10 protein-coding genes are annotated in these 14,648 nt (G+C 73.4%); 1 reads left to right on the top strand and 9 read right to left on the bottom strand.

What is annotated here, in order from left to right; translation table 11 throughout:
• Nucleotide 1 precedes the first annotated feature (1 nt).
• Nucleotides 2-2,563 (top strand): SCO5717 family growth-regulating ATPase, encoded by a 2,562-nt coding sequence (locus tag NON19_RS17035; RefSeq protein WP_255928990.1) that lies wholly within the window; start codon nucleotides 2-4, stop codon nucleotides 2,561-2,563.
• 60 nt (nucleotides 2,564-2,623) lie between these two features.
• Here the strand turns inward: NON19_RS17035 and NON19_RS17030 are convergent, their stop codons facing one another.
• The 9 genes from NON19_RS17030 to rimP form a co-directional block, all read right to left on the bottom strand.
• A complete protein-coding gene (locus NON19_RS17030) occupies nucleotides 2,624-3,565 on the bottom strand; it encodes a bifunctional riboflavin kinase/FAD synthetase (RefSeq protein WP_255928988.1) in 942 nt (313 codons plus the stop codon).
• Nucleotides 3,566-3,766: 201 nt separating this feature from the next.
• Nucleotides 3,767-7,261: a S1 family serine peptidase gene (locus NON19_RS17025; RefSeq protein ID WP_255928986.1), complete on the bottom strand. Its 3,495-nt coding sequence runs from the start codon at nucleotides 7,259-7,261 to the stop codon at nucleotides 3,767-3,769.
• Nucleotides 7,262-7,653: 392 nt separating this feature from the next.
• Complete coding sequence (truB, locus tag NON19_RS17020) at nucleotides 7,654-8,541, bottom strand: tRNA pseudouridine(55) synthase TruB (protein ID WP_255929041.1); 888 nt, start codon at nucleotides 8,539-8,541, stop codon at nucleotides 7,654-7,656.
• A gap of 17 nt (nucleotides 8,542-8,558) precedes the next feature.
• Nucleotides 8,559-9,008: a 30S ribosome-binding factor RbfA gene (rbfA, locus tag NON19_RS17015; RefSeq protein ID WP_255928984.1), complete on the bottom strand. Its 450-nt coding sequence runs from the start codon at nucleotides 9,006-9,008 to the stop codon at nucleotides 8,559-8,561.
• 35 nt (nucleotides 9,009-9,043) lie between these two features.
• On the bottom strand, nucleotides 9,044-9,337 hold the full coding sequence (locus NON19_RS17010) for a DUF503 domain-containing protein (RefSeq protein ID WP_255928982.1): 294 nt from the start codon (nucleotides 9,335-9,337) through the stop codon (nucleotides 9,044-9,046).
• A 151-nt stretch (nucleotides 9,338-9,488) separates the two neighbouring features.
• Entirely contained in the window at nucleotides 9,489-12,512 is a 3,024-nt protein-coding gene (infB, locus tag NON19_RS17005; protein ID WP_255928980.1) for a translation initiation factor IF-2, read from the bottom strand.
• Between the two features lie 167 nt (nucleotides 12,513-12,679).
• On the bottom strand, nucleotides 12,680-12,967 hold the full coding sequence (locus NON19_RS17000) for a YlxR family protein (protein ID WP_255928978.1): 288 nt from the start codon (nucleotides 12,965-12,967) through the stop codon (nucleotides 12,680-12,682).
• Between the two features lie 85 nt (nucleotides 12,968-13,052).
• Nucleotides 13,053-14,057: a transcription termination factor NusA gene (gene nusA, locus NON19_RS16995; protein WP_255928976.1), complete on the bottom strand. Its 1,005-nt coding sequence runs from the start codon at nucleotides 14,055-14,057 to the stop codon at nucleotides 13,053-13,055.
• Between the two features lie 2 nt (nucleotides 14,058-14,059).
• Nucleotides 14,060-14,602 carry a ribosome maturation factor RimP gene (gene rimP / locus NON19_RS16990; RefSeq protein ID WP_255928974.1) on the bottom strand — a complete coding sequence of 181 codons (543 nt, stop codon included), beginning with the start codon at nucleotides 14,600-14,602 and terminating at the stop codon, nucleotides 14,060-14,062.
• Nucleotides 14,603-14,648: the final 46 nt, after the last annotated feature.

Raw genomic sequence — 14,648 nt, 5'->3', positions numbered from 1 at the left:
AGTGAGCACCGACCGGGACGAGAACCGCGGCGACGGGCGGTCGACCGACGCCGACCACACCGGCGAGTTCACCATCGACTACACCCCGCCCGCCTGGTACATGACGAACAGCGAGGAGAGCGGTTCCGCCGCCACCTCGGCGGCCCCGGAGCCACCGGCGCCGCAACCGCCGGTCGCCGCGCCCGAGATGGCGCCGCCGTCCGCGCCCACCCCGGCACCGCAGTCGGTGCCGGGCCACGGCGCGGAGGGACCGGGCTGGTCGACGCCTGCCAGCGCTATGCCGGTTGACGGCGCCGAGCCCGCCTTCCCGGGCCTGGCCAAGACGCCCGGTACGCCGGGCGGCCCGGCCACCAGCTCCGCCGACGCCAGTGGCGCACCCGGGACGCCGGACCCGGCCAGCGCCGCCAGTGCCGAGGAGCCGGACGCCAAGGGCTCCGAGGGCTCCGAGGACGCCAAGGACGAGCCGCCGCTGGGTGCCGTCCGCAGTGAGTCCACCATGAAGTTCTCGGCTCTGTCGCCCAAGGCCGCCAAGCCCGCGCAGAGCGCCGAGCCGAATGCGGCGGACGCGGACGCCACCGCGCAGGAGGCACCGCCGAAGGCGCAGGCCACCGCGCAGGACGAGCCCGCGGAGGCGGCCCCCGCCGCGGAGGAACCGCGCGACGCCGTACCCCAGCCCCCGGCGCCGCACCTGCCAACTCCCGGGCCGACGGCGCCCGTTGCCGCCACCGGCGACTCGGCGCCGCCAAGCGGCGCCCAGCCGTGGTCACCGCCCGCGCCGCAGCCGCCCGCGCCGCAACCGCCCGCGCCGCAACCGCCCGTACCGCAGCAGCCGGTGGCCGACTCCGCGTGGCCGCTGCAGCCGCCGCCTCCGCAGGCCCCGCCGCAGCACGCCGTACCGCCGCTGCCGCCGCAGTTCCAGGCGCCGCAGCCGCCCGTACCGCAGCAACCCGGGCCGCAGCAACCCGGTTACGGCTTCCCGCAGCCGCCCGCGCCCAACGCGCCGAACGGTCCCCACGCGGCGAATCCGGCAACCGGCGCGCCGCTGCCACCGCAGGCGCCGTACGGCCCTGCGGTCGGTCAGGGTGCGCCGCTGCCACCGCAGCAGCCCGGTCCCGGTTTCCCGCAGCCGCCGGTGCCCAACGCGCCCAACGCGCCGATGCCGCAGTCCTCTTACGGCTTCCCGCATCAGGGTGCGCCGCTGCCGCCGCCCGCGAACCCCGAGCAGCAGCAGGCCGCACAGCCCGCCGACCCCCGTACCGGTGACTGGCCCGCGATCACCCCCGACCAGCGGCAGCGCACTGTCGGCGGGGCGCCGCTGGGGTACACGGCCGCCGTGGAGCTGTCCTCCGACCGGCTGCTGCGCAACCAGCCCAAGGCCAAGAAGCCGGGCAGCAACATCCCCGGCCGGTCGCGGTTCAGTCTGGGCGGCAAGGCGGCCGAGGCCGAGCGGCAGCGGAAGCTGGAGCTGATCCGCACCCCGGTGCTGTCCTGCTACCGGATAGCGGTGATCAGCCTCAAGGGCGGTGTGGGCAAGACCACGACCACCACCGCGCTCGGCTCCACGCTGGCCTCCGAGCGCCAGGACAAGATCCTGGCCATCGACGCCAACCCGGACGCGGGAACGCTCGGCCGCCGGGTGCGCCGGGAGACCGGGGCGACCATTCGCGACCTGGTGCAGCACATCCCGCATCTGCACAGCTACATGGACATCCGCCGGTTCACCTCGCAGGCGCCCTCCGGTCTGGAGATCATCGCCAACGACGTGGACCCGGCCGTGTCGACCACGTTCAACGACGAGGACTACCGGCGCGCCATCGACGTGCTCGGCCGCCAGTACCCGATCATCCTCACCGACTCGGGCACCGGTCTGCTCTACAGCGCGATGCGCGGAGTGCTGGACCTCGCCGAGCAGTTGATCATCATTTCCACCCCGTCCGTGGACGGCGCGAGCAGTGCGAGCACCACCCTCGACTGGCTGTCCGCGCACGGCTACGCGGATCTGGTGCAGCGCAGCATCACGGTGATCTCCGGGGTGCGCGAGACCGGGAAGATGATCAAGGTCGAGGACATCGTGGCGCACTTCGAGACGCGGTGCCGCGGCGTGGTCGTGGTCCCGTTCGACGAGCACCTGGCGGCGGGCGCCGAGGTCGACCTGGACATGATGCGGCCGAAGACCCGCGAGGCGTACTTCAACCTGGCCGCGATGGTCGCCGAGGACTTCGCGCGGGCCCAGCAGGCGCAGGGGCTGTGGACACAGGGCGAGGGCGGCGGGATGCCGCCGCAGATGGCTCCGCCCATCCCGGGCCAGCCGCAGCCCGGTTACTACGCGGCGCCCGGCCCCTACGGTCCGTACGGCGAGGCCCAGCCGCCGCAGCCGCCGTACGGTCAGCCGGGCGCGCCGCAGGGCTGGCCGCCGCAGCCGCCGTCCCAGACCCAGGCCCAGTCCGCGCCCAGCCCCGCCGGTGCGCCGCAGCCCGGACCGGGCCAGCCCGGCGGTGAGACCCCGCCGCCCGGCTGGCCGCAGCCCCAGCAGGGGTACGGCTATCCGCCGCCGCAGCAGTGAGCACATGGGGAAGGGCCGGACACTCTCGTCCGGCCCTTCCCCACAAGGCGGTTCCGCGGCTTACGCCTCCACGAGTTCGCGGGCCCGCTTCACGTCGATGGCCATGCGTTCCAGCAGGGCGTCGATCGAGTCGAACTTCTCCTGGCCGCGCAGGAAGGCGTAGAAGTCGACGGCCACGTGCAGCCCGTACAGATCCAGGCCCACCCGGTCGATGGCGTAGGCCTCCACGGTGCGCTGGGTGCCGTCGAAGGTCGGGTTGGTGCCGACCGAGATGGCGGCGGGCATCGACTCGCCGTCGACCACCAGCCATCCCGCGTAGACGCCGTCGGCGGGGATCGCCGAGTGCGGCAGCGTCTCCACGTTGGCGGTGGGGTAGCCCAGTTCCCGGCCACGCTGGGCGCCGCGTACCACCACGCCCTCGACGCGGTGCGGGCGGCCGAGGATCTCCATGGCACCGGTGACATCGCCCTCGGCGACCAGTCGGCGCACCAGCGTGGAGGAGAACGGCTCGCCGCCGCCCGCCGTGCCGCGCATGTACAGGTCGACGACCTCGACCTGGTAGTCGTACTTCAGGCCGAGCGCCGAGAGGTACTCCACGTCGCCAGCGGCCTTGTGGCCGAAGCGGAAGTTCGGGCCCTCGACCACGAGCTTGGCGCCCAGCGCCTCGACCAGCACCGTGCGGACGAAGTCGCCCGGCGAGAGCTGGGAGAACTCGGTGGTGAACGGGAGGATCAGCAGCGCGTCGACGCCGAGCTGTTCCATCAGCTCGGCGCGCCGGTGGTGCGCGGCCAGCAGCGGCGGGTGGCTGCCGGGGCGGACCACCTCGCTGGGGTGCGGGTCGAAGGTGACCACGACCGACGGGATGCCGAGCTCGCGGGCGCGCTCCACGGCGCGTCCGATGATCAGCTGGTGCCCGCGGTGGACGCCGTCGTACGAGCCGATGGTGACGACGCCGCGCCCCCACCCCTGGGGAACGTCCTCCAAGCCCCGCCAGCGCTCCACAGTGACCGCTCCTCGCCCGCAACAGAAATTCCAGTGTGCCGGTCCAAGAGTGCCATGTCGCCGCGCTGGCTGTGGGTTCGGGTTCCTGTCCTGGGGTTTTCTCCCTCTGGGCCGGGGGCTTCGGGGTCTGTTCTCCCGCCCAGCCGCCACCGCACCATGGTGGCTGGTCGCGCGGTTTCCTGCGCCCCTTCGGGGCCGCGCTCAGGCCGTGCCGCGGCGGACCGCTTCCAGCACCGCCGCGTCGTGTTCGTCTTCCAGGAGGACCTGGAGGAGTTCCCGTCGCAGGGGGCGCGAGACCGCGGAGCCGGATGCGGTGAGTACGGGCGCGAGTGCTCTGCGTACTTCGGCCCGGGGGTCGCGTAGCAGGCCGACCGCCAGTGGGAAGAGGACGGCGCGGGCGCCGGGGCCTTGTTCCAGGCGCAGTTCGAGGTAGTCGGCCACGTCGCGGGCGCCCTCCGGGCAGTGCTCCGCGTAAGCGCGGACGAGCGCCGCGGCGCGGCGGGCCAGTGCCGGGGTGGTGACCCGGGCCAGCTCGGCCAGTACCTCGGCGGCACGTGGGCCCGGCTCGCGCAGCCGGGCCTGGAAGGCGGCCAGTACCGGCTCGGGATGGGTGGCCAGCGCGGCGCCCAGCACGCTCGCCGGAATGTACGGGTCCGCCGCCGCGAAGCGGGCCAGCGCCCGCTCCAGATAGCGGTTGCGGGTCACCGGGTCCCGTACCAGCAACGCGAGCGCCGCGCCGTGCAGTGAGCAGGTGTCGCTGCGGCCGAGCAGGGCCAGGGCGGCGTAGCGCAGCAGTTGGCGGTCCGCCTCGGAGGTGACGTGGGTGGCGGCGCGCAATCCGTAGGCCGCGGCGGCCACATGGCGTTCCGGGCGGTCGTCGTGCGCCCAGCGGTCCACCGCGCGGCACAGCGCGGAGGGCTCGTCCTCGGCGAGCGAGGCGAGCAGTTCGTCGGCGCGCGGATGGGCGGCCGCGACCAGCGCCTCGGTCAGCGCGTCGATGGCGCGGTGCCGGTGGGTGTGCAGCAGCGCCTGGGCGGCGGACGCCACCGTCGGGGTACGGCCCGGTCCCGGGGCGGCGGGCAGCGGCCGGTCGTCGTCGAACCAGCCGCAGATCAGCGGCAGCGCCACGTCCGCGTCGGCGCACAGCAGTTCACCGGCCGCGGTCAGGAACCGGTCCCCGCCCGTGCCGCGGCTTCTGGCCGGGGGCGGCCCGTCGGCGGGCAGCAGTAGCCGCAGCAGATCCAGCCGGGCCGCGGTGTCCAGCGGCAGCCGCAGCCAGAACCAGGGGCCGAACTCGGCCAGCCCGGCGGGCAGTCGCGGCGAGTCGAACCCGCCGTGCCGCAGTGAGCGCACGGTGATCCGCTCCGCCAGCCGCCGCAGCACATCGCGGTACGGCGCGGCGTCGGGGACGCGCAGCAGCACCTCGCCGAGCAGGTGCGCCGCCCACCAGGTGGCGTCCGCGCGCCGCTCGTCGGACGCGTCGGCGCCGCGGCCGTGCGTCCGGTCCGGCGGCTGGCCGCCGGTCACCAGCCGGGTGGGCTCCGCCGCGCCCGCGTCCAGCGCGCCGATCAAGTCGTCGAGCCGGTGGGCGAGTTCGGCCGTGCCGTCCCGCCGCCCGGCCAGCAGCAGGGCCTGCACCACCGGGCCGATCCGGTGCCGGGGCACCGGCAGCGCGTGCGGCGGCTGGGTGGGGGCGACGGAGGGGGCGGGCGGGGGCGGTGGCAGCCGGTCGTCGTGGGTGCCGGTGCGCACCGTCGTCACCGGGCGGGACGGCAGCCGCACCGGGGCCTCCTGGTGGTCGGGAGGCGCGCTCTGCCAGCGGTGGACCAGGGCGTGCAGCGCGGCGTCCAGATCGAGGTGCCCGGCCTGCAGCCAGTCGCCGAACTCCTCGTGCGCGAACCGGTATCCGGCGCCCGCGGGCACCAACAGCCCCTCGGTGAGCACCGCGGACGCCCAGCCGCTGCGCCACGGGAAAACCTCCTCGAACGTCTCCCGGTCCAACTCCCCCTGGCCCGGCCCCAGGCACTGCCGCGCCGCCTCGTGCACCTGCCCGGCGACCCGGGCGGCCAGCCGCCGCACCGCGCTACCGGCGAGCTGCTCGGAACCGGCCACCGCGAGCCGTACCGCGATCCGCAGGCACACCAGGTCCAGGTAGGCGGAGAAGACCGCGTACCGGTCCGGGCACCCGGCCAGCTCCGGGTTGGCCGCGCGGACCTCGGCCAGCAGCCGCAGCGTCAGCGGATGCGCGGCATCCGCCGGGTCGATCGCGCCGTCCGGGATCCCGTAGCGCTCACGGGCCCGTTCGGCCTGCTCCGGGGTGAGGTCGCCGAGCCGTAGGCAGGCGGGAAGTGCCCGCGCGGGGCCGCCCGGCGCGGTACCGGGGGCCTCGGGCCGGTACAGCAGCTCGGCCGGGAACAGCGCACCGGCCCGCTCCCAGTACTCCGGGCGGCAGGCCACCACCAGCCTGACTCCGGCGGCCCGCAGCCAACTCGCGGTGCCCGCGGTCCAGTCGGGCAGGGCGTGCGCCAGCACCGGGGGCATCTCCTCGGGCGCGTCCAGCAGCACCAGCAGCGGACGGTCCGCGGCGCGGGCCAGATGCGCCACCGCGTCGGGTGTGACGCCCTCCGCCTGCCCTGCCTCGCCGACCCCGCCCGAGGCGTCGATGATCCGCCCGGCGGCCCGCAGCGCCCGTTCCACCGCCTCCTTCAACCCGCCGTCGCCGGGCCGCAGTTCGGCGCCGCGCAGCCATACGGTGGGCGCGGGGCGGGCGCCCCGGGCGCGGCGGGCGGCCAGCGCGCCCAGCTCCGTGGTGCGGCCGCAGCCGGGGTCGCCGACCAGGCCGAGCACCAGCGGGCCGCGTTCGCCGGTGCCGTCCAGGAACTTGCGCAACTCGGCCTCGACCGCCGGTCGGTGCTCCGGCTCGCGCAGATCGCGGGGGCGTCCGGCGCCCGCCGAGCCGACCGAGGTGGCGGTGAGCTGCAGCGCCCCGGCCAGGTTCAGATGGGCGCCGTAGGCGGGCACGGTGGCCGCGTTGCGGGCGAGCGGTTCGGCCAGCGGGCCCTCGGCGCGCAGCGGGATGGCGAAGCCGGTCGCGGCGTGCGCGGCGTGTACGGCGGTGGCCACCACGCCGAGCACCGCGCCGGTCCTGGTGTCCACCAGCGGGCTGCCGGAGACCAGCGGCCCGCCGCGCAGCGCCTCCGGGGTTCCGGTGACCAACTCGTAGACCTCGCCCAGCAGATGGAAGCGGTCGGTGGCGGTGTACGTGGCCGACACGGTGCCGACCACGGCCGCGTGCACCCAGCCCTCGGCATGCAGCCGCACCCAGCCGTCCGGGTCGGCGGGTCCGCTCTCGGCGACCGGCAGCGGAGGCACCACAAGCCCCTCGGTGGCGACCAGCGCCAGCCCCTGCTCCGGCAGCGGGGTGATCGCCTCGGCCTCGACCAGGAAGGTCTGCTCGCCGACGTGTGCGCCGTGCGGCGAAGCGCTGGCGCCCAGGGTGGCGGAGGGCGACGGGCGGACGTGCAGTACCAGGCGGCGCAGCCCGTCCACGGCCTCATGGCTGGTCAGCAGCGTGCCGTTGGTGTCGATGAGAAACCCGGTGCCGCGCGGCCGACCGGCCAGATCGCACAGCCGCACCAGCGACTCGTCCGGATCGGCCTTTCCCTGACCCGCGCCGGGTGGGACCCCAAGCGCCATCCACGAACCTCCCACCGAGCTCTCCCCCGTCTGACGGTAGGCGGGTGGTGATCGACAGGACAGGGCGCGCGGCGAAAGCGCCCCCGGACACCACGGGATTCACTCCGAGCGCCTGCCCGTTGGGGTGAATCCGCAGTTCGGGGCGGATAAGAGAAGATCGGAGGGGAATCGTCGAGTGCGGGCCCGGGCGGCCAACCGCCCCGGCCCGCGCTCACGGTGGCGCACAGCGCTCCGCTGAGGGGTGCGGCGATGTGCCGTCACGCGTCTGCGGCACCACTGTGGCTGGTCGCGCCCACGCGGCGGAGCCGCACATGAACACAGCCCCGCGCCCCTTCAGGGCGCTGCCGGACCGCGGCGGGCTCGACTGACCTGCTCAGGAGGTACTGACCTGCTCAGGAGGCGAAGCCCGCGAGGATCTTGGTCTCGCCGCGCCGCTCCTCGACCAGGGCGATGAAGCGGTCCTCCGGTCCGAAGACCGCGATGGGTCCGGCGCCGAGCCCGGGGGCCTTCTGCCGTACGCCGTTGATCAACCGCTTGGCCTGCTCGGCGCTGACGTCCCAGCGCGGGAACGCCTCGGCCGCGGCCCGCCCGATCGGCAGTACGGCGAAGTCGTCCGCCAACTCCTCCAGTGTCCGGGCCTGTTCGATGCCGTAGGGGCCGACGCGGGTGCGGCGCAGCGCGGTCAGATGCCCGCCGGTGCCCAGGTCCGCGCCGAGGTCGCGGGCGAGGGCGCGGATGTAGGTGCCGGAGGAGCAGTCGACGGTCACGTCCACGTCCAGCAGGGCGGTGCCGTCCTCGGCGACCGCCTCGCGTACCGCGTGCACATCGAAGGACGAGACGGTGATCGGCCGAGCGGTCAGCTCCACGTCCTCGCCGTCGAGCACCCTGCGGTACGAGCGCTTCCCGTCGATCTTGATCGCGCTGACCTTGGACGGCACCTGGAGGATGTCACCGGTGAGCTTGGCGACTCCCGCCTCCAGCGCCTCCCGGGTCACCCCGCACGCCTCGGCGGTGGCGGTGACCTCGCCCTCGGCGTCGTCGGTCACCGTGGACTGCCCGAGCCGGATGGTGGCCTGGTACGTCTTGGTGGTCAGCGCCAGGTGCCCGAGCAGCCGGGTGGCCTTCTCCACGCCGACCACCAGGACACCGGTGGCCATCGGGTCGAGGGTGCCGGCGTGGCCGACCCGGCGGGTCCCGGCGAGCTTCCTGATCCGGGAGACCACAGTGTGCGAAGTGAGCCCGGCGGGCTTGTCGACAATGACCAGTCCGTCCGGGCCCATCGGCCTGTTGCGCTGGCTCACGCTTCGTCCGACTCCTCGTCGTCGTGCGCGGCGGGCTTGCGGTACGGGTCCGCCTCGCCCGCGTAGCCCTTGCCCGCGGCGCTCTCGCGGACCTGGGCGTCGGCGGCGCGCGCCTTGGCCAGCAGGTCGTCGATGGTCCGGGCGGTGTCCGGGACCGCGTCGAGGACGAAGGTGAGGGTGGGGGTGAACCGTACGCCGGTCTGGCGGCCGACCTCGGAGCGCAGCACTCCCTTGGCGCTCTCCAGCGCCGCGGCGGAGGCGGCACGCTCCTCCTCGTCGCCGAAGACCGTGTAGAAGACGGTCGCCTCCCGCAGGTCACCGGTGACCCGGGTGTCCGTGATCGTCACGTAGCCCAGCCGCGGATCCTTGATCCGGCGCTGCAGGGTCTCGGCGACCACGACCCGGATGCGGTCCGCCAGCTTGCGCGCCCGCGCGGTGTCGGTCATGCGTAATCTTCTCTCTTCTTCGGTCTTCGTTCGGTTCAGTCGTCTTCGCCGTGGATCCGCTCCCGGGCGGACAGCAAATCCACCTCGGGCCGGGCGGCCATCCAGCGCTCGCAGCGGTCCAGTACACCCTTGATGTGCCCGAGGTCCCCGGACACCACCGCGATGCCGATCTCGGCCCTGCGGTAGAGGTCCTGGTCGCCGACCTCGGCGACGCTGACGCCGTACCGGCGTTGCAGCTCGGCCACGATGGGCCGGATGACGGAGCGCTTCTCCTTCAGCGACCGCACGTCGCCGAGAAGCAGATCGAAGGACAACGTCCCTACGTACATGGGCAGCAGGTCAAGCCGACCTGTGAGGCCTCGTGTGAACAGTAATCACAACAGTACCGGCAACGGCCGGGGCCGATCGACGGGTTATTTTCCGCCGACCGGCCCCGGTCGCCAGCCCCGGGCTACGCCGGGGCTGGCTTCACCGTGCGGATCAACCGCGCGGCTTCTCGCGCATCTCGTAGGTGGCGATGATGTCGTCGACCTTGATGTCGTTGTAGTTGCCGAGGTTGATACCGCCCTCGTAACCCTCGCGGATCTCGGTGACGTCGTCCTTGAAGCGGCGCAGGCCCTCGATGGTGAGGTTCTCCGCGACGACCTTGCCGTCGCGGATGAGCCGAGCCTTGGTGTTGCGCCGGACCTCGCCGGAGCGGATGAGCACACCGGCGATGTTGCCGAGCTTGGACGAGCGGAAGACCTCGCGGATCTCCGCGGTGCCGAGCTCGACCTCCTCGTACTCCGGCTTGAGCATGCCCTTCAGCGCCGCCTCGATCTCCTCGATCACCTGGTAGATGACCGAGTAGTACCGCACGTCCACGCCCTCACGCTCGGCCAGCGACGTGGCGCGGCCCTCGGCCCGCACGTTGAAGCCGATGATGATGGCGTCCGAGCCCGCGGCCAGCGACACGTCGGTCTCGGTGACCGCACCCACACCGCGGTGCAGGATGCGCAGGTCGACGTCGTCGCCGACGTCCAGCTGCAGCAGCGAGGACTCCAGGGCTTCCACCGAACCGGAGGCGTCGCCCTTGATGATGAGGTTGAGCTGCTGCACCTCGCCTGCCTTGAGCACCTTGTCCAGGTCCTCCAGGCTGACCCGGCGACGGGTCTTGGCGAACATCGCGTTGCGCTCGCGGGCGGCCCGCTTCTCGGCGATCTGCCGGGCGGTGCGGTCCTCGTCGACGACGAGGAAGTTGTCACCGGCACCCGGCACGTTGGTCAGACCGAGCACCAGGACCGGAGCCGACGGACCGGCCTCCTCCACGTTGTTGCCGGTGTCGTCCAGCATCGCCCGGACTCGGCCGTACGCGTCGCCGACCACCATCGTGTCGCCGACCCGCAGGGTGCCGCGCTGCACCAGCACGGTGGCCACCGCGCCGCGACCGCGGTCGAGGTGCGCCTCGATCGCGATGCCCTGCGCGTCCTGCTCGGGGTTGGCCCGCAGGTCGAGCGCGGCGTCGGCGGTGAGGACCACGGCCTCCAGCAGGCTGTCGATGTGCAGGCCCTGCTTGGCGGAGATGTCGACGAACATGGTGTCGCCGCCGAACTCCTCGGCCACCAGGCCGTACTCGGTCAGCTGGCCGCGGACCTTCATCGGGTCGGCGCCCTCGACGTCGATCTTGTTGACCGCGACGACGATCGGCACGTCGGCCGCCTTGGCGTGGTTGAGCGCCTCGACGGTCTGCGGCATCACGCCGTCGTTCGCCGCGACCACCAGGATCGCGATGTCGGTGGACTTCGCACCGCGGGCACGCATGGCGGTGAACGCCTCGTGACCCGGGGTGTCGATGAAGGTGATCTTCCGGTCGTCGCCGTTTACCTCGGTGGTGACCTGGTAGGCACCGATGTGCTGGGTGATGCCGCCGGCCTCGCCCGCGACCACGTTGGTCTTGCGGATCGCGTCCAGCAGTCGGGTCTTACCGTGGTCGACGTGGCCCATGACGGTCACCACCGGCGGACGCGCGACCAGCGCTTCCTCGCCGCCCTCGTCCTCGCCGAACTCGATGTCGAAGGACTCGAGCAGCTCGCGGTCCTCCTCCTCGGGGCTGACGATCTCCACGACGTAGTTCATCTCGTCGGCGAGCAACTGCAGCGTCTCGTCGGAGACGGACTGGGTCGCGGTGACCATCTCGCCGAGGTTGAGCATCACCTGGACGAGCGACGCCGGGTTGGCGTTGATCTTCTCCGCGAAGTCGGTGAGCGAGGCACCGCGCGACAGCCGGACCGTCTGGCCGTTGCCGCGAGGCAGCATCACACCGCCCACGGACGGGGCCTGCATGGCCTCGTACTCCTGGCGCTTCGCCCGCTTCGACTTACGGCCGCGCGCCGGGCGACCGCCCGGACCGCGCCCGAAGGCACCCTGCGTACCGCCACGGCCGCCCGGACCACCGGGCCGACCGCCGAAGCCGGGACGGCCACCGAAGCCGCCACCGCCACCGGGGCCGCCACCACCGGGGCGACCGGCGAAACCGCCGCCACCGCCACCGGGACGACCGCCGCCGCCCGGACCGGCCGGACGACCGGCGAAGCCGGGACGACCGCCGCCACCGGGACGGGCACCGCCACCGGGACCACGGCCACCGCCACCCGGACCCGGACGCGGGCCCGCGGCGGGACGCTGCGGCATCATGCCCGGGTTCGGACGCGGGCCACCGGGACCGGCCTGCCCGCCGGGACGCGGCATACCGCCCGGAGTGGGGCGCGGGCCGCCCTGCGCGCCACCGGGACGCGGCGCGCCCTGCGGACGCGGACCGCCGGGGGCGCCACCGGGACCGCCCGGACGCGGACCGCCCGGACGCGGCGCGCCGGGCGCCTGCGGGCGCGGCATGCCAGTGCTGCCGGACGAGGTGAACGGGTTGTTGCCGGGACGCGGACCGGCCGGACGGGCACCGCCCGGACGGGGGGCGCGCTCGCCACCCGCACGCGGGCCGCGCTCACCGCGACCGCCCTCACGCGAACCAGGGCCGGGGCGCTGGCTCGGACGCGGGCCGGGCGTGGGGCCGGGGCGCTGCGCCGGACGCTCGGGAGCGGCCGGAGACGGCGCGGCGGCCGGGGAAGAGAACTCCGCCGCGGGCGCGGGCTGCGCCGGGGCGGGCTTGGGGCCGGGGCGCGGACCGGGACGCGGGCCGGCCTGCGCCGGAGCGGCCGGAGACGGCGCCGCGGCGGCGGGCTTCGGCGCGGGCGCGCCGGACGGCTTGGAGGCCGCGGGACGAGCCGCGCCGGCGCTGGGCGCGGACGGCTTGGCGGGCGCCTGCTTGCGCGGCGCCGAGGGCTTGGCAGCGGTGGAACCGGCGCCGCCGTTCCCCTGCTGGAAAGCGTCAGTCAACTTACGAACAACCGGCGCCTCGATCGTCGAGGACGCCGAACGGACGAATTCGCCAAGTTCTTGGAGCTTGGCCATGACGACCTTGCTCTCAACTCCCATCTCCTTGGCGAGTTCGTATACCCGGACCTTAGCCACTTCGCTCCTTCTAGGTCCGGGGTGGTCGTCCGCCGGACCGTCGCTACTTCATGGGCGTACTCATCGCGTACTCATCGAGTGCTCATCGCAATCTCGACCTACTTCCGACTCGCGAGGTACCTGACCGCACGGTTACCCGTACCGTTCTCTTTCCGTGCCGCTTTGTGCTACGCGGCGTTCCGTACCGCGTGTTCCATGGACCGTCGCAACTCCGCCGTACCGAGCGGTCCCCGGCTCCTGAAGGCCCGGGGAAACGCCCGGCGGCGGACCGCCAGGTCGTAACACGCCATGTCGGGGTGCAGATAAGCACCCCGGCCGGGCAGCGTACCGCGTGGATCAAGGACACACTCATCCTCGACCACCGCGATGCGCAGCAGATCGTTCTTGGCCGCCCGCTTCCGGCAACCCATACAGGTTCGCTCAGGGCATGCTCGGGCTCGCGTCCGGCCAGACACTGCTTAAGTCTACCTCCCCGCGCCAACCTCACCCCTTCGGGTCGGTTTGCGCTCTGCTGTTCGTTACCGCTCGCTCACTGCGCGCTCACAGGGGTGCTTCCGCGTTCCGCGGCTCGGCCTCGGTGTCCGGTCGGATGTCGATCCGCCAGCCGGTGAGCCGGGCGGCGAGCCGGGCGTTCTGGCCTTCCTTGCCGATCGCCAGCGACAGTTGGTAGTCGGGCACGGTGACCCGCGCCGAGCGACCGGCCAGGTCCACCACCTCGACCTTGCTCACCCGGGCGGGTGACAGCGCGTTCGCCACCATCTGCGCCGGGTCGTCCGACCAGTCGACGATGTCGATCTTCTCGCCGTTCAGTTCGGCCATCACCGCGCGCACCCGGCTGCCCATCGGGCCGATGCAGGCGCCCTTGGCGTTCAGCCCCTGGCGGGTGGAGCGCACCGCGATCTTGGTGCGGTGGCCCGCCTCGCGGGCGATCGCCTCGATCTCCACCGAGCCGTCGGCGATCTCCGGGACCTCCAGCGCGAACAGCTTCTTCACCAGGTTCGGGTGGGTGCGCGAGAGCGTTACGGACGGTCCGCGCACCCCCTTCACGACCCGGACGACGTACGCGCGCATCCGCGTACCGTGCTTGTACTCCTCGCCGGGGACCTGCTCCTGCGGGGGCAGGATGGCCTCCAACTTGCCGATGTCAACGAGGATGTTGCGGGGATCATTCCCCTGCTGCACCACACCCGCGACGATGTCGCCCTCGCGCCCGGCGTACTCGCCGAAGGTGATCTCCTCCTCGGCGTCCCGCAGCCGCTGCAAGATGACCTGCTTGGCGGTGGTGGCCGCGATTCGGCCGAAACCCGTCGGTGTGTCGTCGAACTCGCGCGGGGATTCGCCCTCCGGAACCTCCGAGGGGTCCTCCTTGGCCCAGACCGTCACATGACCGGTCTTGCGGTCCAGCTCCACCCGTGCGTCGCGGTGACTGCCCGGCTCGCGGTGGTATGCGATGAGGAGGGCCGACTCGATGGCCTCGACCAGCAGGTCGAACGAGATCTCCTTCTCCCGTACCAGACCCCGCAGGGCACTCATGTCGATGTCCACGGCTACGCCTCCTCAGTGCTCTCGGCGTTGTCGCCGTCCGCGTCGTCCAGGTGGGGGGTGTCGTCGGCGGCCTTGCGGCTGAACTCGACCTCGACCCGGGCCTTGGCGATCTCCGCGAAGGCCAGGCGGCGGGCGGTGGGCTTGCGGCCCTTGACGCCCGGCACCTCCAGGTCGAGCCCCTCCTCGTCCACCCCCGTGATGCGGGCGACCAGCTCGCCGCCCTCGGCCAGCTGCACCTTGATGAGGCGGCCGGTGTTGCGTACGAAGTGGCGGGGTTCGGTCAGCGGCCGGTCGGTGCCGGGCGAGCTGACCTCCAGGACGTACGGGGCTCCGCCCATCACGTCCGAGGCGTCAAGGGCCGCCGAGATCTCCCGGCTGAGTTCGGCCACCGCGTCCAGCTGTACGCCCTCGTCGGAGTCGACCACGACCCGCAGCATCCGCCGCTTGCCCGCCGGGGTGACCGCGACCTCGTCCAGTTCGAGGCCCGCTGCGGATGCCAGCGGCTCCAGCAGTTCTCGCAGCCTGTCGGTCTGGGTGGTGCTCATCCGGGTGACTCCTCGGCCGCGTGTGCTGTTGTGGGTTCGTCGCGTG

The sequence above is a fragment of the Streptantibioticus rubrisoli genome, assembly GCF_024436055.1.
Taxonomy (GTDB): domain Bacteria; phylum Actinomycetota; class Actinomycetes; order Streptomycetales; family Streptomycetaceae; genus Streptantibioticus_A; species Streptantibioticus_A rubrisoli.
This window is presented reverse-complemented; position numbering and strand designations above follow the sequence as displayed.